At 63.8% G+C, this 17,884-nt stretch carries 16 protein-coding genes; 7 read left to right on the forward strand and 9 right to left on the reverse strand.

The features are described from left to right. Positions 1 to 37: 37 nt before the first annotated feature. The 7 genes from AB3147_RS06905 to AB3147_RS06935 form a co-directional block, all read right to left on the reverse strand. A complete protein-coding gene (locus tag AB3147_RS06905) occupies positions 38 to 226 on the reverse strand; it encodes a hypothetical protein (protein WP_367351615.1) in 189 nt (62 codons plus the stop codon). Positions 227 to 492: 266 nt separating this feature from the next. Then, positions 493 to 1,881, reverse strand: coding sequence for a THUMP domain-containing class I SAM-dependent RNA methyltransferase (locus AB3147_RS06910; RefSeq protein WP_246282860.1), 1,389 nt, complete (start codon positions 1,879 to 1,881; stop codon positions 493 to 495). A gap of 570 nt (positions 1,882 to 2,451) precedes the next feature. Continuing rightward, positions 2,452 to 2,880, reverse strand: coding sequence for a CopD family protein (locus AB3147_RS06915; RefSeq protein WP_175137366.1), 429 nt, complete (start codon positions 2,878 to 2,880; stop codon positions 2,452 to 2,454). Positions 2,881 to 2,971: 91 nt separating this feature from the next. Beyond that, a complete protein-coding gene (locus tag AB3147_RS06920) occupies positions 2,972 to 4,423 on the reverse strand; it encodes a bifunctional 2-methylcitrate dehydratase/aconitate hydratase (protein ID WP_175137367.1) in 1,452 nt (483 codons plus the stop codon). Positions 4,424 to 4,496: 73 nt separating this feature from the next. Next, entirely contained in the window at positions 4,497 to 5,690 is a 1,194-nt protein-coding gene (gene prpC / locus AB3147_RS06925) for a bifunctional 2-methylcitrate synthase/citrate synthase (protein ID WP_056322074.1), read from the reverse strand. Between the two features lie 89 nt (positions 5,691 to 5,779). Next, complete coding sequence (gene prpB, locus AB3147_RS06930; protein WP_175122897.1) at positions 5,780 to 6,670, reverse strand: methylisocitrate lyase; 891 nt, start codon at positions 6,668 to 6,670, stop codon at positions 5,780 to 5,782. A 241-nt stretch (positions 6,671 to 6,911) separates the two neighbouring features. Then, positions 6,912 to 7,901: a malate dehydrogenase gene (locus AB3147_RS06935; protein ID WP_054429535.1), complete on the reverse strand. Its 990-nt coding sequence runs from the start codon at positions 7,899 to 7,901 to the stop codon at positions 6,912 to 6,914. 355 nt (positions 7,902 to 8,256) lie between these two features. On the opposite strand from AB3147_RS06935, the gene AB3147_RS06940 reads away from it, so the two are divergent. The 7 genes from AB3147_RS06940 to AB3147_RS06970 all read left to right on the forward strand — a co-directional run bounded on the left by AB3147_RS06940 (position 8,257) and on the right by AB3147_RS06970 (position 14,086). Continuing rightward, on the forward strand, positions 8,257 to 9,036 hold the full coding sequence (locus AB3147_RS06940; RefSeq protein ID WP_056322083.1) for a GntR family transcriptional regulator: 780 nt from the start codon (positions 8,257 to 8,259) through the stop codon (positions 9,034 to 9,036). Positions 9,037 to 9,156: 120 nt separating this feature from the next. After that, a complete protein-coding gene (sdhC, locus tag AB3147_RS06945; RefSeq protein ID WP_063952703.1) occupies positions 9,157 to 9,570 on the forward strand; it encodes a succinate dehydrogenase, cytochrome b556 subunit in 414 nt (137 codons plus the stop codon). Next, positions 9,571 to 9,954, forward strand: a complete 384-nt coding sequence (gene sdhD, locus AB3147_RS06950) for a succinate dehydrogenase, hydrophobic membrane anchor protein (protein WP_008161843.1) — start codon at positions 9,571 to 9,573, stop codon at positions 9,952 to 9,954. A 3-nt stretch (positions 9,955 to 9,957) separates the two neighbouring features. Further along, complete coding sequence (gene sdhA / locus AB3147_RS06955) at positions 9,958 to 11,736, forward strand: succinate dehydrogenase flavoprotein subunit (RefSeq protein WP_367351616.1); 1,779 nt, start codon at positions 9,958 to 9,960, stop codon at positions 11,734 to 11,736. Positions 11,737 to 11,754: 18 nt separating this feature from the next. Beyond that, entirely contained in the window at positions 11,755 to 12,471 is a 717-nt protein-coding gene (locus AB3147_RS06960; protein ID WP_056322095.1) for a succinate dehydrogenase iron-sulfur subunit, read from the forward strand. Positions 12,472 to 12,495: 24 nt separating this feature from the next. Next, positions 12,496 to 12,756 (forward strand): succinate dehydrogenase assembly factor 2, encoded by a 261-nt coding sequence (locus AB3147_RS06965; RefSeq protein WP_218345193.1) that lies wholly within the window; start codon positions 12,496 to 12,498, stop codon positions 12,754 to 12,756. A 19-nt stretch (positions 12,757 to 12,775) separates the two neighbouring features. Next, on the forward strand, positions 12,776 to 14,086 hold the full coding sequence (locus AB3147_RS06970; protein WP_006218129.1) for a citrate synthase: 1,311 nt from the start codon (positions 12,776 to 12,778) through the stop codon (positions 14,084 to 14,086). A gap of 94 nt (positions 14,087 to 14,180) precedes the next feature. Here the strand turns inward: AB3147_RS06970 and AB3147_RS06975 are convergent, their stop codons facing one another. Next, positions 14,181 to 15,206, reverse strand: coding sequence for a fimbrial protein (locus tag AB3147_RS06975; RefSeq protein ID WP_367351617.1), 1,026 nt, complete (start codon positions 15,204 to 15,206; stop codon positions 14,181 to 14,183). A gap of 14 nt (positions 15,207 to 15,220) precedes the next feature. Beyond that, positions 15,221 to 17,791, reverse strand: coding sequence for a fimbria/pilus outer membrane usher protein (locus tag AB3147_RS06980; RefSeq protein WP_367351618.1), 2,571 nt, complete (start codon positions 17,789 to 17,791; stop codon positions 15,221 to 15,223). Positions 17,792 to 17,884: the final 93 nt, after the last annotated feature.

Raw genomic sequence — 17,884 nt, forward strand, 5'->3', positions numbered from 1 at the left:
AGGGGAAAATCGTTAGGCCCGAAGGCCTGAGCCCAGCTTAGGCAGCGGAATGCGCGCTCTTGGCGCTCGTCTTGCCGGCCAGAGCCTTGATGCCGTGGGCCAGCTTGCGCAGGCCTGCAGCCAACGCCCGCATCGGATGCGGGCGGAATTGTTCTTCGATAGCCTGGAGCATCAGTTGACGCTCGAGTTCGTCGGTCAGGCGAATGGTGTTGTTCGGGTTGATCACAATAGCCTCCACGGGCTTGCACAGTTGTTTGCTACTAGGGATAACCCGGATTATAGGGGTTTACCCTGAAACTATGCAAGAGGCCGATTCAAGCTGGTGCAACCTGGCAACACCTTGGTGCTGATGATGCCCCAAAACCGCGCGGCCGGGCACCATAAGCAAAGATAGGCGCCGCATGTTGCGGCGCTTTTACAACGTGGGATGCTGGCGGAATCAAGGAAGGGGCGCCCCGGCGGCGTGTGCCGCACGGGGGGGGCAGAACGCGCTCAGGCGTCGCGGTAGCCGGCGGCCACCAGCTCGAAGCCGAACAGGCGGCAATCGAGCGCGCCGTTGTGCAAGGGGACGCGCCGCTTGGGCTTCAAGCGCATCTGGTTGGGCAGCGTCAGGTCGCTGGTGATGACGTGCAGCTCCCATCCCGCGAAATTGCGCTTCAGGCAGGTGGCCCAGTCGCGCCACAGGTCGGCGTCCTGCTCCGCGCCCATGCGCTCGCCGTAAGGCGGGTTGGTGACGATCCAGCCGTGGTCGGCGGGCGCCGTCACGTCGCGGGCGTCGCCCACTTCAAAACGGATCGAGTCGGCCGTCAGCCAGGCGCGCTCGGCGTTGTTGCGGGCGTATTCGATGGCCAGGGGATTGAGGTCGTAGCCGACCAGCGGTGCGTCCAGCTGCGGCAGGATGCGGGCGCGGGCGTCTTCCTTCAGGTCGCGCCAGCGGTACGCATCGTGGTCACGCAGACGTTCGAAACCGAACGGGCGCGAGATGCCCGGGGGCACGCCCAGCGCGATCCAGGCCGCTTCGATCAGAATCGTGCCGGAGCCGCAGAAAGGATCCAGCAGGGGCGCCGCCGGATCCCAGCCCGCCAGCGCCAGCATGCCGGCGGCCAGGTTTTCGCGCAGTGGCGCCTCGCCCTTGTCCAGGCGCCAGCCGCGCTTGAACAGGGATTCGCCCGACGTGTCCAGGTACAGCGTGGCCGTGTGACCCGTCAGGAAAAGGTGCACGCGTGCATCGGGGCGTACCGTGTCGATGCTGGGACGTTCGCCTTCGAGTTCGCGCAGGCGGTCGCAGATGCCGTCCTTCGCGCGCAGGTTGCAGTACTGCAGGCTCTGCACCGGGCTCTTGATGGCCGAGGTGTCCACGCGCAGCGTCTGTTCGGCGCCGAACCAGCGTTCCCAGGGCGTATCGCGGGCCAGATCCAGGATGTCGTCTTCGTGCGAGATCTCGGCGTGCGCCACCTGCACTAGGATGCGGGTCGCCAGACGCGAGTACAGGTTGGCGCGCTGGATGCCGGACCAGTCCGACGTGAACGAACAGCCGGCCCGGCCTGCCTTGGCATCTTCGTAGCCGAGGGCCTGCATTTCGGCGGTCAGCGCTTCTTCCAGGCCTTGGGGGCAGGGGGCGAAGACGGTGAAGGTCTCAGCTTGACGCGGCTCGCGGGGACGGCGGCTGCGGACATCGACGCGGGGGGCGGCGCGCTCGCGCGGGGCATCCCAGTCGTGATCTGCATCGGCTTCGTGCGCGAAATCGGATTGCTGCGCGTCGTCGGATGCTGCGGTGTGGTCGGGCTCTTGCGCGAATTCGAAGGCGGGGCCGTCGTCTTCGAACGGATCGTAGAAACGGCCGGCCGGCGTTGCCGGGGCAATGTACTGGTCGTCACGCAAGCGCGGCGCGCGCTGCGGCGTGCGGCCGGCGCGCGGGCCGGGTGCGTCATCGCGGCGGCTGTCATCGCGGCGGCCGTCGTCACGGCGGCCGTCGCCACGGCGGGTGTCGTCCGCGCGGGTGCGGTCCGAAGCGCCACGGCGCGCCGAGGGACGGTCGGATTGGCCGCGATCGGAAGGACCACGGTCGTACGGGCTACGGTCGGACGGACCGCGGTCGTACTGGCCGCGCTCGGCCTGCCCGGGGCGTGACTGACCAGACCGCGACTGCCCCGAACGCGGCGACGTGCCACGGGCGGGCGCATCGCGGCCCGCGCCGGACGGCCTGCGGGCGCTGCGGGCCTCTTCTTCCTGGCGCCGCTGGTAGCCCTCGGGGTCCTTCTGGCGTTCGGTGTTGTCGCGGGCGCGCTCGATCTGCGCGACCAGGCGCGCGCGGGCGCCGGTGCGGGTGCGTTTGGCAGCGCCCTCGGCTTGGGCGTCGCGGGCCGTTTTCTTGATCGTCAGCGTCTTGCGCGGGCGGTCCTGTTCATCAGAGGACATACGAATCCTGGCGAATGTGCAAAGGTAGGGGTATCAGAAGGGTTTGACGACGACCAGCGCCACCACCACCAAGAGCAGCAAGACGGGAACTTCGTTGAACCAGCGATAGAACTTGTGCGAACGGGTGTTCTTACCCTGTTCGAACTTGCGCAGCATGAGGCCACAGGCGTGATGGTAGCCGATGACGAGCAGCACGAAAAAGAGCTTGGCGTGCATCCAGCCATTGCCCGGGCCCACGCCGATGCGGTAACCCACGTACAGCCACATTCCGAAAATGATGGCCACGACCGCCAGGATGGTGGTGAAGCGGTACAGGCGGCGCGCCATGCCGAGCAGCGTTTCCTGGACAGCAGAGTCCGAGGTCTGCGCCAGATTCACGAAGATGCGCGGCAGATAAAACAATCCGGCAAACCAGGAAGCGATGAAGACGATGTGAAAGGTCTTGACCCAGAGCATGGCCATGGCGCGATCCGATGGAGGAAAGCCGCATTGTATGCGCGCCGGTGTGAGCCGCAGACGCCTGCCGTTTACACCTCCCGTCAGCCGGACGCCCTTAGATCACGTACAAATCCATATATTCGTGGACCGGCATCGCTTCCAGCGTCTCCTGATCCAGCGACGCCGCCAAGATGCGCTGCTGCTGACGCGGTGGAAACACACGGGCCAGGTTGGTGCGGAATTTGGCCTCCAGCAGCGGAATGCCGTCGGCGCGGCGGCGCTTGTGGCCGATGGGGTATTCGCAGACGATTTCATCCAGCGCCGAGCCGTCGTTGAACTGCACGGTCAGTGCGTTGGCGATCGAGCGCTTGGCGGGGTTGTGATAATCGCTCGTGAACGCGGGGTCTTCGATGCAGACGATCTTGGCGCGCAGCGCGTCGATGCGCGGATCCTGCGCGATCTCGTCTTCGTAGTCGCCCGCGGTCAGGCGCCCGAACAGCACCGGAACGGCCACCATGTACTGAATGCAGTGGTCACGGTCGGCAGGATTGTTCAGCGGTCCCTTCTTGTCGATGATGCGGATGCACGCCTCGTGCGTGCGGATCCGGATCTGCTTGATGTCGTCGGCGCTTTTACCCAGGGACTTGAGGAGACCGTGGAGCTGCATGGCGCATTCCACGGCGGTCTGCGCGTGAAATTCAGCGGGAAAGGAAATCTTGAACAGCACGTTTTCCATCACGTAGCTGCCATAAGGCCGCTGGAACTTGAACGGCTGCCCCTTGAAAAGCACGTCGTAAAAGCCCCAGGTCTTGGCGGTCAGCACCGACGGATAACCCATTTCGCCGGTGCGCGCGATCAGCGCCAGACGCACCGCGCGGCTGGTGGCATCGCCGGCCGCCCAGCTCTTGCGGCTGCCGGTGTTGGGGGCGTGTCGATAGGTGCGCAGGCTCTGGCCGTCGACCCAGGCAAGCGACACCGCGTTGATCACTTCGTCACGGGTCAGGCCCAGCATCTGCGCGACGACGGCGGTGGACGCCACCTTGACCAGCACGACGTGGTCCAGGCCGACCTTGTTGAAGGAGTTTTCCAGCGCGATGCAGCCCTGGATTTCGTGAGCCTTGATCATGCCGGTCAGCACGTCGCGCATGGACAGGGGCGGCTTGCCCGCCGCGACCGCCGTGCGCGACAGCCAGTCGGCTGTGGCAAGGATGCCGCCCAGGTTGTCGGACGGGTGGCCCCATTCGGCCGCGAGCCAGGTGTCGTTGAAATCCAGCCAGCGGATCATCGTGCCGATGTTGAACGCCGCCTGGACCGGGTCAAGCTGGAACTGCGTGCCGGGCACCTTGGCGCCTTGCGGCACTACGGTGCCCGGCACGACCGGACCCAGCAGCTTCCTGCACGCCGGATATTCCAGCGCTTCCAGGCCGCAGCCCAGCGTGTCGATCAGGCAGTTGCGCGCGGTCTCGTACGCCAGATCGCTGCGGACTTCGTAGTTGAGCACGTAGTCCGCGATATCGGCCAGGACCTGGTCGGGTTCGGGGCGGACGTTCGAGATCGGGGCAGACATAGCAGTACCTCTTCGGAAAAGTGAATACAGGTGGCCATGCCGCGCCCTTGATCGGTTTTACTTCCGCTTGGCTTTACTTGCGCTTGTCGATGGGCACGAACTTCTGGTCTTCCGGGCCCACGTAATTGGCGGTGGGACGGATGATCTTGTTGTCGATGCGTTGCTCGATGATGTGGGCCGACCAGCCCGCGGTGCGCGCGATGACGAACAGCGGGGTGAACATGGCGGTGGGCACGCCCATCATGTGATAGCTGACAGCCGAGAACCAGTCCAGGTTGGGGAACATCTTCTTGACGTCCCACATGACCGTTTCCAGGCGTTCGGCGATGTCGAACATCTTGGTCGTGCCGGCCTTCTTGGACAGCTTCTTGGCGACGTCCTTGATGACCTTGTTGCGCGGGTCGGAAACCGTGTAGACCGGGTGACCGAAGCCGATGATGACTTCCTTGGCTTCCACGCGGCGGCGGATGTCGGCCTCGGCTTCGTCCGGCGTTTCGTAGCGCTTCTGGACTTCGAATGCGACTTCGTTGGCGCCGCCGTGCTTGGGGCCGCGCAGTGCGCCGATGGCGCCCGAGATGGCCGAGAACATGTCCGAACCCGTGCCGGCAATGACGCGGGCCGTGAACGTCGAGGCGTTGAATTCGTGCTCGGCGTACAGGTTCAGCGAGATGTGCATCGCCTTGACCCATTCGTCGCTGGGCTTTTCGCCATGCAAGAGGTGCAGGAAGTGGCCGCCGATGCTGTCGTCGTCCGTCTGCACGTCGATGACGCGGCCGTTGTGGCTGTAGTGGTACCAGTAGAGCAGGGCCGATCCCAGGTTGGCCATCAGGCGGTCGGCGATGTCGCGCGCGCCCGGGGTGTTGTGGTCGTCCTTTTCAGGCAGCACGCAGCCCAGCACCGACACGGCCGTGCGCATCACGTCCATCGGATGGCTGGCGGCGGGCAGGGCTTCCAGGGCGACCTGCAATTGCGCGGGCAGGCCGCGCAGGCTGCGCAGCTTTTCCTTGTAGGCTTTCAGTTCGGCCTTGTTGGGCAGCTTGCCATGGACGAGCAAGTGGGCGATTTCCTCGAACTCGCTGGTATCGGCGATGTCCAGGATGTCGTAGCCGCGATAGTGCAGGTCGTTGCCGCTGCGGCCGACGGTGCACAGTGCGGTGTTGCCCGCGACCACGCCGGACAGCGCAACCGACTTCTTGGGCTTGAAACCGGCTTTTTCTTCCGGCTTGGCGTCCGATTTGGCTTCTTGCTTCTTGGGAGCCGTGCTCATGTCTCTACTCCTTTCCTTACGCGATGGAAGATGCAATGGGGGCGGGCGCCGCCGCGGGTCTGCCGCGGCGCGCGCCTGACGTTGCGCAACTAGGCCTTGCCCTTCTGGAAGAGCGCGTCCAGCCTGGATTCGAATTCGTGATAGCCGATGCGGTCGTACAGTTCTTCGCGCGTCTGCATCAGGTCGACGACGTTCTTCTGGTGGCCGTCGCGGCGGATCGCGGTGTAGACGGCCTCGGCGGCCTTGTTCATGGCGCGGAAGGCCGACAGCGGATAGAGCACCATGCCCACGCCGACGCTCTTCAGTTCCTCGACGGAGAAGAGCGGCGTCTTGCCGAATTCCGTGATGTTGGCCAGCACCGGCACCTTGACGGCCTTCACGAAGCGGTCGTAGGTCGGCAGGTCGTAGGCGGCTTCGGCGAAGATCGCGTCGGCGCCGGCTTCCACGCACGCCAGCGCGCGTTCGATGGCCGCGTCCACGCCGTGCGAGGCGATGGCGTCGGTGCGGGCGATCAGGTAGAAATCGCTGTCGGTGCGCGCGTCGGCGGCGGCCTTCACGCGGTCGGCCATTTCCTCGGTGGTGACGATTTCCTTGCCGGGCCGATGGCCGCACCGCTTGGCGCCGACCTGGTCCTCGATGTGGCAGGCGGCCGCGCCGAACTTGATCAGGCTTTTGACGGTGCGGGCGATGTTGAACGCCGACGGGCCGAAGCCGGTGTCGATGTCGACCAGCAGCGGCACATCGCACACGTCGGTGATGCGGCGAACGTCGGTCAGGACGTCATCCATCGTGTTGATGCCCAGGTCCGGCAGACCCAGCGAGCCGGCCGCGACGCCGCCGCCGGACAGGTAGATGGCGCGATAGCCGGCGCGCTTGGCCAAGAGGGCGTGGTTCGCGTTGATGGCGCCGATGATCTGCAGCGGATTCTCTTCGGCGAGCGCGCGGCGAAAGAGGGCGCCGGGCGATTCGGGTCTGGCCATGGTTGTCTCCTGTTCTTGGTAGCCCACGACCTTATCGCGGGTCCGAAAAATAAATCTGTCCCCTGCGCGACAATCCCTGCGGCAAGATCTTTCGCGGGTGAGCGAAGAGACAGGTGTATTTCACGGTATTGCGGTATTGAATGCGGTACTGCGGTGCGGCACTTCAGCTGCCGCGCGCAATGCGGTCCCGCTTAAGGATTGGGCCCGCATGAACGGGCCCAATCCTTTTACTGCGCGCTGCTTACTTCAGCAGGTCCTTGACGCCGTCGCGCTCTTCGAGGAGCTCTTTCAGCGTGAAGTCCAGGCGCTCACGCGAGAAGGCGTCGATCTCCAGGCCTTCGACGCGCTTGTATTCGCCGTTTTCGGTCGTGACCGGCACGCCGTAGATGATGCCTTCGGGGATGCCGTAGGAGCCGTCCGACGGGATGCCCATCGTGACCCACTTGCCGTTGCTGCCCAGGACCCAGTCACGGACGTGGTCGATGGCGGCGTTGGCGGCCGAAGCGGCCGAGGACAGGCCACGGGCTTCGATGATGGCGGCGCCGCGCTTGCCCACCGTGGGGATGAACGTGTCGCGGTTCCAGGCGTCGTCGTTGATCAGCTTGGACAGCGATTCGCCGCCGACGGTGGCGAAGCGGAAGTCGGGGTACATCGTGGGCGAGTGGTTGCCCCACACGACCAGCTTTTCGATGTCGGCGACGGCCTTGCCAGACTTGGCGGCCAGTTGCGACAGGGCGCGGTTGTGGTCCAGGCGCAGCATGGCGGTGAAGTTCTTGGCGGGCAGGTCCGGCGCCGACTTCATGGCGATGTAGGCATTGGTGTTGGCAGGGTTGCCGACGACCAGGACCTTGACGTTGCGGCTGGCGACGTCGTTCAGGGCCTTGCCCTGAGCCGTGAAGATCTGTGCGTTGACGGACAGCAGGTCCTTGCGTTCCATGCCCGGGCCGCGCGGGCGGGCGCCAACCAGCAGGGCCACGTCGGCGTCCTTGAAGGCGGTGCGCGGGTCGCTGTGCGCGGTGACTTCCTGCAGCAGCGGGAAGGCGCAGTCATCCAGTTCCATGATGACGCCCTTCAGGGCCTTTTGCGCTTTCTCGTCGGGGATTTCCAGCAGTTGCAGGATGACGGGTTGATCTTTACCCAGCATTTCGCCCGAGGCGATGCGGAATAGCAGTGCGTAACCGATTTGGCCGGCGGCGCCGGTGACGGCGACACGCAAGGCAGGCTTGGACATGGACGTTCTCCGTAATGGTTTGGCGAGAAAAAAATCTCACCAATCAGTGTAATCGTTGGGCGCGGTAACAAGCGGCCGCCAGGGGCGCTGCGCGTCGCGCGGACAGCTTTGAATCCTAGATCGAATTAACGTAAGCGTCAATTGATCTTCTATCTTATATAAGACATAAGACGTTGGACAGCTCGCCTCCCGATATGCCACAATAGAGCGTTTATTCGAATGCGCCGCGGCCCACTGGGCCGCGCGCCTGTATCAAGCCATAAGGCCGGCGGCAGCAGCGCATACGGATGAGTCCGCATCCCTTGGTGCTGCCTTCTCATTCATCCGGATAAACATGACACTTTCAAGAAGATCCATGGCAGAGCCTAGGCCCGAAACCTCCTTACGCAATCGCGCCGCCCGTCCAACGGGCGAGGGAGCCGCTTTCAGTCCGCTCTACCGCCAGATCAAGGATCTGCTTGTCCAAAGCCTCGAACGCGGCGAATGGAAGCCCGGCGAGCTCATCCCCAGCGAAATCGATCTGGCCGCCCGTTTTCAGGTGAGCCAGGGCACGGTGCGCAAGGCGGTCGATGAGCTGGCCGCCGAGCACATGCTGCTGCGCCGCCAGGGCAAGGGCACTTTTGTCGCCACCCACCACGAAGCCCGCGTGCGCTACCGTTTCCTGCGCCTGGCCCCCGACGAAGAGGGCGAGGCCGGCCGCGCCGAAAGCCGCATCCTGGAATGCCGCCGCACCCGCGCGCCCGCCGAAATCGCCCGCGCGCTGGACTTGCGCGCCGGCGAGACCGTCGTCATGATCCGCCGCCTGCTGTCCATGGGGCAGACACCGACCGTGCTGGACGACATCTGGCTCCCCGGTTCCATATTCCGTGGTCTCACCCTTGAGCTGCTGACCGCCAACAAGGCGCCGCTCTATGGCCTTTTTGAATCCGAGTTCGGCGTCAGCATGGTGCGTGCGGACGAGAAGCTGCGCGCGGTCGCCGCGCCGGCTGAAGTCTGTACGCTGCTTAATGTTGCCGCCGGCACGCCGTTGTTGCAGGTAGACCGGGTGTCTTACACATACGGTGACCGCCCCATGGAAATCCGCCGGGGGTTGTACTTGACCGATCGATACCACTACCGCAATAGTCTGAATTGATGAGCTTTTTACCTACGATTTGATACCAACCCGTCTCTGGGCGAAAATACCGCGTTTGCCCGCAAGGGCCGCGGCGATTTAGCCGTAACGATTCCCTAGTTCCGAAACACCGAGGCCGTCATGTCCGACACCGCTGCCAAGCCACGTCCGCAGTTTCGCAATATTGGTATTGCGCAAATTGCCAGTTACCGCCTGCCCCTGGCCGGCAAGCTGTCCATTCTGCACCGCGTAAGCGGCGCGTTGTTGTTCCTCTGTCTTCCCTTGGTCATTCTGCCGCTCTTCGCGGCCAGCGTGGCCGCACCGCAGACGTTCGCCGCCGTGGCCGCGTACGCCGGCAACCCGATCGTCAAGCTCGTTTTCCTCGTCCTCGTCTGGGGCTACCTGCATCACTTCTGTGCGGGCATCCGGTACCTGCTCCTGGATCTGCACATCGGCATCGACAAGCAGTCCTCCAAGAAGAGCGCCGGCGTGGTGTTCGGCGTCAGCCTCGCGCTGACCCTGGTGTTCGCTCTCAAACTGTTCGGAGTGCTGTAAATGGCCGCCGCTAAAAACTACGGACCCAAGCGCCTGGTCGTCGGCGCGCACTATGGCGTCATGGATTTCATCATCCAGCGCATCACCGCCGTCATCATGGCCGTGTACACGCTGGTGCTGCTCATCGGCATCCTGATGATGCCGGCCTTCACGTACGAACACTGGACCGCGCTGTTCAATTTCTACGTGGGCGTTCTTCCGGTTGGCCAGATCCTGGCCACCCTCGCATTCATTGCGCTGGCCTGGCATGCCTGGATTGGCGTGCGCGACATCTGGATGGACTACGTCAAGTCGGTGGGCGTGCGCCTGCTGATGCAAGTGCTGACGATCCTCTGGCTGGTCGGTTCGGTCGTTTACTTCGCGCAAATCCTCTGGAGCATTTAAGCCGTGGTCTCTGTCCTGAAATCCCTGCCGCGCCGCCAGTTTGATGTGGTGGTCGTGGGCGCCGGCGGAGCCGGCATGCGTTGTTCGCTGCAACTGTCCCAAGCGGGCCTGTCCGTTGCGGTGCTCTCCAAAGTGTTCCCCACGCGTTCGCACACCGTGGCCGCACAAGGCGGCGTGAGCGCCTCGCTGGGCAACATGAGCGAAGACAACTGGTACTGGCACATGTACGACACCGTCAAGGGTTCGGACTGGCTGGGCGACCAGGACGCCATCGAATTCATGTGCCGTGAAGCACCGAACGCCGTGTACGAGCTCGAGCACTTCGGCATGCCGTTCGACCGCAACCCCGACGGCACGATCTACCAGCGTCCGTTCGGCGGCCACACCGCCAACTTCGGCGAAAAGCCGGTCCAGCGCGCCTGTGCCGCTGCCGACCGTACCGGCCACGCCCTGCTGCACACCCTGTACCAGCGCAACGTTGCCGCGCGCACCCAGTTCTTCGTCGAATGGATGGCGCTGGACCTGCTGCGCAACGAAGCCGGCGACGTCGTGGGCGTGACCGCCCTCGAAATGGAAACGGGCGAAATCTACATCCTGGAAGCCAAGACCACGGTGCTGGCGACCGGCGGCGCGGGCCGTATCTGGGCCGCTTCCACCAACGCGTTCATCAACACCGGCGACGGCCTGGGCATGGCTGCCCGTGCCGGCATCCCGCTGCAGGACATGGAATTCTGGCAGTTCCACCCGACCGGCGTGGCCGGCGCGGGCGTGCTGATCACGGAAGGCGTGCGCGGCGAAGGCGGCATCCTGCTGAACAAGGATGGCGAACGCTTCATGGAGCGCTATGCGCCCACGCTGAAGGATCTGGCGCCGCGCGACTTCGTGTCGCGCTCGATGGACCAGGAAATCAAGGAAGGCCGCGGTTGCGGTCCGGACGGCAGCTACGTGGTGCTCAAGCTCGATCACCTGGGCGCCGACGTCATCAACAAGCGCCTGCCCTCGATCCGCGAAATCGCCATCAAGTTCGGCAACGTGGATCCGATCAAGGAACCGATCCCCGTCGTCCCGACCATCCACTACCAGATGGGCGGCATCCCGGCCAACTACCACGGCCAGGTGCTCACGCGTGAAAACGGCGAGAACAAGATCGTCAACGGCCTGTACGCCATCGGCGAGTGCGCCGCGGTCTCGGTCCACGGCGCAAACCGCCTGGGCACGAACTCGCTGCTCGACCTGATCGTGTTCGGCCGCGCCACCGGCAACCACATCGTGAACTCGCATCCGGAGCGCCAGCGCGCGCACCAGGACCTGCCGCAACAGGCCGTCGAGTTCTCGCTGGACCGCATCAACAAGCTGGAATCGCGTACGTCCGGCGAAAAGACGCAAGACATCGGCAACGCCATCCGCTTCTCGATGCAGCGCCACTGCGGCGTGTTCCGCACGCTGGAGCTGTTGAACGAAGGCGTCGGTCAGATCGAAGACCTGGCCAAGCAAGCCGACAGCATCTACTTCAAGGACAAGTCCAAGGTGTTCAACACCGCCCGCGTCGAGGCGCTGGAACTGGCGAATATGACCGAAGTGGCACGCGCCACGATCAAGTCGGCCGCCGCCCGCACCGAAAGCCGCGGCGCGCACGCGCTGGACGATCACCCGACGCGCGACGACGAGAACTGGCTGAAGCACACGCTGTGGTACTCCGAAGGCAGCCGCCTGGATTACAAGCCTGTTCAGATGAAGCCGCTGACGGTCGAATCCTTCCCGCCCAAGGCGCGTACCTTCTAAGTCCGGATTGAGCCCATTATGAGCACCAAGAGAATCGTCAAGTTCGAAATCTACCGCTACGATCCGGACAAGGACGAGCGTCCCTACATGCAGAAGCTGGACGTCGAACTCCAGCCCACCGACAAGATGCTGCTCGATGCGCTGGTGCGCATCAAGAACGACGTCGATGACAGCCTGGCCCTGCGCCGCTCGTGCCGTGAAGGCGTGTGCGGTTCCGACGCCATGAACATCAACGGCAAGAACGGTCTGGCCTGCACGACGAACCTGCGCGAACTGAAGGAACCGATCGTGCTGCGTCCGTTGCCCGGTCTGCCGGTCATCCGCGACCTGATCGTGGACATGACGCACTTCTTCAACCAGTACCACTCGATCCGCCCGTACCTCATCAACGACACGCCGCCGCCCGAAAAAGAGCGCCTGCAGTCGCCCGAGGCGCGCGAAGAGCTGGACGGTCTGTACGAGTGCATCCTGTGCGCGTGCTGTTCCACTTCCTGCCCGTCGTTTTGGTGGAATCCGGACAAGTTCGTCGGCCCGGCCGGCCTGCTGCAAGCCTACCGTTTCATCGCCGACAGCCGCGACGAAGCCACCGGCGAGCGTCTGGACAACCTGGAAGATCCGTACCGCCTGTTCCGTTGCCATACGATCATGAACTGCGTCGACGTCTGTCCCAAGGGACTGAACCCGACCAAGGCGATCGGCAAGATCAAGGAACTGATGGTCCGCCGCACGGTCTAGTTTTTGTGTATTTGAGGTGTACGAATGAGCAGGCTGACTGAACTGGAGCGGGCGCGACTGCGTTGGCGGGCGCGCCGCGGCCTGCTCGAAAACGACTTGATCATCACCCGGTATCTGGATGCCCACGAGGCTGAACTTACCGATGATGACGTGGCCGCATTGACCCAGCTGTTCGAGATGGGAGACAACGATCTTCTCGATCTGCTGCTGGCCCGTAAGGACCTCGAAGGCGAGCTGGATACGCCCAGGCTTCGAGGCATTATTGGCCAGATGCGCGCGCTCTGATTAATTGAGAGGAATAAACATGAACCTGTCTGACAAAAAAGCCACTCTGTCCTTCTCGGATGGCAGCGCACCCATTGAGTTCCCTGTCTACAAGGGCACGGTCGGTCCGGATGTGATCGACATCCGCAAGCTTTACGGCCAGACGGGCATGTTCACGTTTGACCCCGGCTTCATGTCGACGGCTGCCTGCGAATCGGGCATCACGTACATCGACGGCGACAAGGGCGAACTGCTGTACCGCGGCTACCCGATCGAACAGCTGGCCGTGAACTGCGACTTCATGGACATCTGCTACCTGATCCTGAACGGCGAACTGCCGAACCAGGAGCAAAAGGCCGATTTCGACTCGCAAGTGACCCATCACACGATGGTCAACGAGCAGCTGCATTTCTTCCTGCGTGGTTTCCGCCGCGACGCCCACCCGATGGCCGTCCTGACGGGTCTGGTCGGCGCGCTGTCCGCGTTCTACCACGATTCCACCGACATCACGAACCCGCAGCATCGTCACATCTCGGCCATCCGCCTGATCGCCAAGATGCCGACGCTGGTTGCGATGGCGTACAAGTATTCGCAAGGCCAACCGTTCATCTACCCGCAGAACGACCTGTCCTACACGGGCAACTTCCTGCGCATGATGTTCGCCACGCCGTGCGAAGACTACAAGGTCAATGAAGTCGTCGAGCGCGCGCTGGACCGCATCTTCATCCTGCACGCCGATCACGAGCAAAACGCCTCCACCTCGACCGTGCGCCTGTGTGGTTCGTCGGGCACCAACCCGTTCGCCGCGATCTCGGCTGGCGTGGCTTGCCTGTGGGGCCCGGCTCACGGCGGCGCCAACGAAGCTTGCCTGCAGATGCTCGAAGAACTGCAAGCCAACGGCGGCATCGACAAGGTCGGCGAGTTCATGGAGAAGGTCAAGGACAAGAACTCGGGCGTGCGCCTGATGGGCTTTGGCCACCGCGTCTACAAGAACTACGACCCGCGCGCCAAGCTGATGCAGGAAACCTGCAAGGAAGTGCTCTCGGCCCTGGGCCTGGAAAACGACCCGCTGTTCAAGCTGGCCATGGAACTGGAACGCATCGCCCTGTCGGATCCGTACTTCGTCCAGCGCAAGCTGTACCCGAACGTGGACTTCTACTCGGGTATCGTCCAGCGCGCCATCGGCATCCCGACCTCGCTGTTCACGGCCATCTTCGCGCTGGCCCGCACGGTGGGCTGGATCGCCCAGTGGAACGAAATGCTGTCGGATCCCGACTACAAGATCGGCCGTCCCCGTCAGTTGTTCACCGGTTCGGTCACGCGCGACGTGCCCCCGATGGACAAGCGTTAATTCGCTACGCCCCTCCGGAAGGCGACGCCTTCCGGCAAAACGCCAGTCAGCTCTGCGCCGACTGGCGTTTTTCTTTGGCGCCTTGCGTTGGCAGCTACAGATAATTCATCGTGAAAGTCACTGCCGAGTTAGCCGAACCGGGCGTGACCTTGTCGCCGGTTTGACGGTATTTCGCGCGCAAGGGGATCTTGAAGCTGCCGCCCGATGCGCTGTTGTAGCCGGTAAACGGCACCTTGGTGCCCAGCACTGCCGGATTTCCGTCTCCGTCCAGCAACTGGATGCCAACGCCCGTCGCGGATGAGGCCGCGTCCAGCCCGATGACCGCGTTTGCGGCGTCCAGGACGGGCGTGACGGCGTCGATCTGGTAGTGGATGGCGCTCATTCCCGCCGGGCAGCCATTCAATGAAATGTCGAATGGAACCGGCTCACTGGATGTCCCCTTGCCCTTGAAGACCGATGCTTTGGGGGATCCGAGAAGCACGGAAACGTCGGGCGTGGTGCATGCCTGCGAGAACAGCAACACCGCCATGGTGACGAAATTGATCTCGAGTCCGGGATTCTGGGTGAGAGCGCTGCCGACTTCATTCGAGAACGATGCGGTGGATGCAATGGTTATCGGCGAAACAATGCCGGTGGCAACCGGCCCGGTTTTAACGAACATCGCGCGTAGCTGTCCGCCGTTGGTGACGGCGCCTTGCATGTTGCATGCCCTTGTTCTCCAGTTCCGGCTGAGGGCTTGGAATGCCGACCAACTGCAGCCGTTGATGAAGCTCCGGGCGCCGATGATGATGCCGAGGCCGTCGACGCCCGTCGCATGGACCTCGTAGGTAACTCCGTCAACCACCTTCGTCTGTCCTGCGCTGGGAATCAGGGCGCGCATACCCGTGCCCGTGGTGGCCCCTCCGGAAACGTTGCACTTGAACCAGTCGGCAGTGGGATCGGTCGTCAGCCAGTCGGTGAGGGCCGTGCCCACGGCCGCATCCCGAGGTACTGTGATGTGCGGCGGCGTATTCACGGAAACCGCGCTTATCGTCTGGGTGCAGGTCGAGGCAGCCCACGAGGTGGTGGAGCCCAGCAAGGCGATCAGCGTGGCCCCGGCAAGCAGGATGGTCTTTTTCATCAATGTTCTCGTCGTCAGTTTTTGGCGATCAGTCGGGGCGCCGTCTCTTCGCAGAGCAGGCCGGTTGCCTGAGGCAGCGATTCGGCCTTGGAACGCTGCTCGGGGAGGGCATAACCGAACGTGCAGGTTTCGCCATCGTTCGCGCCCCATTTCACGGTCAGGACGCCTTGTTTGTTCTTCAGTCCGCGCGCGAGAATGCGGCCGCCCTGTGCCACGACACCCACGCTGTTGCCCTCTGCATCCCGCACGTCAGCGCCGAAGGGAAGGGGTTCGCCGCTGCGCGTGGCCACCGTCAGCAGCGCCGCGCTTCCAGTGCTTTCGGTTTCGAAGCTCAGCCGAACCACCGCGCCGGCGGTGGGGGCCACATGTTGTTCGGTCGCCTTGAGTTCGACGTTCAGCGGCAGGCCCTTAGGGTCGAGCTCGATGCTGTTTCTGGCGTAGGGCGTCAATGTCGATACGACGCCGCGACCCTTGGAATCCAGGCGCACCCCGCTGCTGGTCAGCACCCGGGCGCCGGCAGCGTCTTTCGCCTCAACGATTGCGATCGTTTCGCCGGAGTTCGGGGTCATGACGACGCCGCCGCCATACGCCACAACGCCGCCGGAAAGGCCCGCGCCGTATTGCGTGTAGTTCGAGCTGGTGCTGGCGTTGGCCGACACGGCGGCCACCGGCGTGCGGTACGAGGCGTTGGCCGCGATGTTGGTGTTGGCTGGACCATTTGACGACATGGCGCGCCCGGCGCTCACGCCATAGTTGAACGCGTTGCCGGCGCCGAGAGCCCCCGCCACAGACTGCTGGATGCTGCCCGAACCGTCCGATCCCTTCTGCATGCTGGTCGACGCGTAGACCGGGTTCTGGTTGCGGCCCAGCGGAATGCCCACGTTGAGCATGACCTGGTTGTCCCACTTCTGCGTGCCCACGTTGAGCTGACGCGTCGCCGACACGCTGTAGTTCACGTTCTTGTAGCTGTTGCTGTAACCGGCCTGGAGCTGAGTGTCGCGGCCCGGTTTGTCCCAGTAATCCTGCGTCGATCCGGTGAAATGGACGGACCCATAACCCTGCGGCAGTTTCTGGTTGATGGTCGCCTGCAGGCGGCCGCGCTGCGTTCCATATTGGCCCGCGCCTTGCCCGTGCTCCTGTCGGGATCGCAGTTCCATGGCGTCGGCCATGCTGAGGTAGCCGCGGCTGGAATAGCGATAGGCGCCCAGCGTTAGGCTGGTGCTGGTGGGCTCCAGAAATTTGGAGTAGCTCAGTTTGACGCTTTGTCCATTGCGGTTCTTTTCTTTGGGCAGGCGCGTGGCAGCCTGCGTGATGTCCAGCCCAAACGCGCCGAAGTCCGTGTTCAACGCGGCGCCGCCCAATACGGCGCCGTAGCCTTGGGCCGCGGTCAGGCCGCCGTAGGCGGTCACGAGATTGTTGATGCCATGCTGCACGGTCGCTTGCGCCATCAACGGCCGATCGGCCGTCTGCGGCGTGCGGTATTGGCCCGCGGTCACGCTGTATCGGGTCACGCCCGGGCGCAAGGAATTCACGGCGCCGGAGAAAGGAACCCGGGAGACCAGGACACGGCCGTCGGCTTCGTTGACCACCATTTCCAGGTCGCCGCCGTATCCGGTGGCATACAGGTCATCGATGATGAACGGGCCGGGGGCCACGGTGGTTTCGTAAATGATGTTGCCGTTCTGGCGGACCTGGACGCGCGCGTTGGTGTTGGCGATGCCGCGCAGGGTAGGCGCAAAGCCGCGCTGCGATTCGGGATACATGCGATCGTCGCTGGACATCTGTACGCCGCGGAACCCGACGCTGTCGAAAGTGGACCCGTCCGTGAACGCGTCGCCGATGACCAGCTGGCTTTTCATGCCGGTGATGTTGCGCTGCAGATTCGTCTGCACGCTTTGATACTGCAGGCCGCGCTTGCTGTCCTTGGTCGCGTTGCCGGTGTGACGCAGGCGCCAGGGGCCCAAGTTCGCGCCGGCGTTCAGGCCCGCAAAACTCTGGGTCGAAGCCTTGCCATCGGCGCGAGAGGTGTAGAAGTTGGCGTTGTAATTCAGAAGCGCGGCGGGCACCCCTTCGTCCCAATGTTTGGGGTCCACGAAACCGCGGCCCTGCCGGACCAGCGACGCCTGCGGCACCGTCACGTTCAGCCGCTGCTCGCCCGCATCGAACTCCGCGCGCGCTTCCTTCACCAGGTCGGTCAGCGCGACACATTGGTCGCCCGACAACCGTCCGGCGACCGCGGCGTCAACCTTGGCAAGATCGATGCCCACCAGCTCCGCGAGCGCCTGGTCGAAGCACGCCTGAAGCGGCGCGTTCGCGGAAGACGATTTATCGATACGCACGTCAGAACGACCCAGCCAGCGGTCGTTCACCAGCACGTCGAGACGGTAGGTGCCCGGGATTGCGCTGTTCGAGCGCGAGAACTGGCTGACGTCCACGTTCGCGCCGCCCAGAAAGGCATCGTTGAACTCCACGTCCGCTTCCATGGCGGCGAGCTCGGTGCTGCCTGCGGCCCAGGCAGTTGCGCTGAGCAGGCTTAGCGTGATCGCGGCGAGCGCGAAATGCGGCGTGGTGGCAAGACGTTCCATGATGGGCAGGGGCGTGATCAGGCGCGGCGCTGCCGGCAGGCTGATGCCGGCCGATCGTGCCGCGTTGCTGGCGTCGGGAATGGGATTGGTGAG

Origin of the sequence: Achromobacter animicus (assembly GCF_040775605.1) — a bacterium.
Classification (GTDB): domain Bacteria; phylum Pseudomonadota; class Gammaproteobacteria; order Burkholderiales; family Burkholderiaceae_B; genus Achromobacter; species Achromobacter animicus.

Coding starts and splice junctions, on each gene's coding strand:
- AB3147_RS06915 (WP_175137366.1), bottom strand. CDS start 2,880: ATGGCCATGCTCTGGGTCAAGACCTTTCACATCGTCTTCATCGCTTCC.
- AB3147_RS06920 (WP_175137367.1), bottom strand. CDS start 4,423: ATGTCTGCCCCGATCTCGAACGTCCGCCCCGAACCCGACCAGGTCCTG.
- prpC (WP_056322074.1), bottom strand. CDS start 5,690: ATGAGCACGGCTCCCAAGAAGCAAGAAGCCAAATCGGACGCCAAGCCG.
- prpB (WP_175122897.1), bottom strand. CDS start 6,670: ATGGCCAGACCCGAATCGCCCGGCGCCCTCTTTCGCCGCGCGCTCGCC.
- AB3147_RS06935 (WP_054429535.1), bottom strand. CDS start 7,901: ATGTCCAAGCCTGCCTTGCGTGTCGCCGTCACCGGCGCCGCCGGCCAA.
- AB3147_RS06940 (WP_056322083.1), top strand. CDS start 8,257: ATGGCAGAGCCTAGGCCCGAAACCTCCTTACGCAATCGCGCCGCCCGT.
- sdhC (WP_063952703.1), top strand. CDS start 9,157: ATGTCCGACACCGCTGCCAAGCCACGTCCGCAGTTTCGCAATATTGGT.
- sdhD (WP_008161843.1), top strand. CDS start 9,571: ATGGCCGCCGCTAAAAACTACGGACCCAAGCGCCTGGTCGTCGGCGCG.
- AB3147_RS06960 (WP_056322095.1), top strand. CDS start 11,755: ATGAGCACCAAGAGAATCGTCAAGTTCGAAATCTACCGCTACGATCCG.
- AB3147_RS06965 (WP_218345193.1), top strand. CDS start 12,496: ATGAGCAGGCTGACTGAACTGGAGCGGGCGCGACTGCGTTGGCGGGCG.
- AB3147_RS06970 (WP_006218129.1), top strand. CDS start 12,776: ATGAACCTGTCTGACAAAAAAGCCACTCTGTCCTTCTCGGATGGCAGC.
- AB3147_RS06975 (WP_367351617.1), bottom strand. CDS start 15,206: ATGAAAAAGACCATCCTGCTTGCCGGGGCCACGCTGATCGCCTTGCTG.
- AB3147_RS06980 (WP_367351618.1), bottom strand. CDS start 17,791: ATGGAACGTCTTGCCACCACGCCGCATTTCGCGCTCGCCGCGATCACG.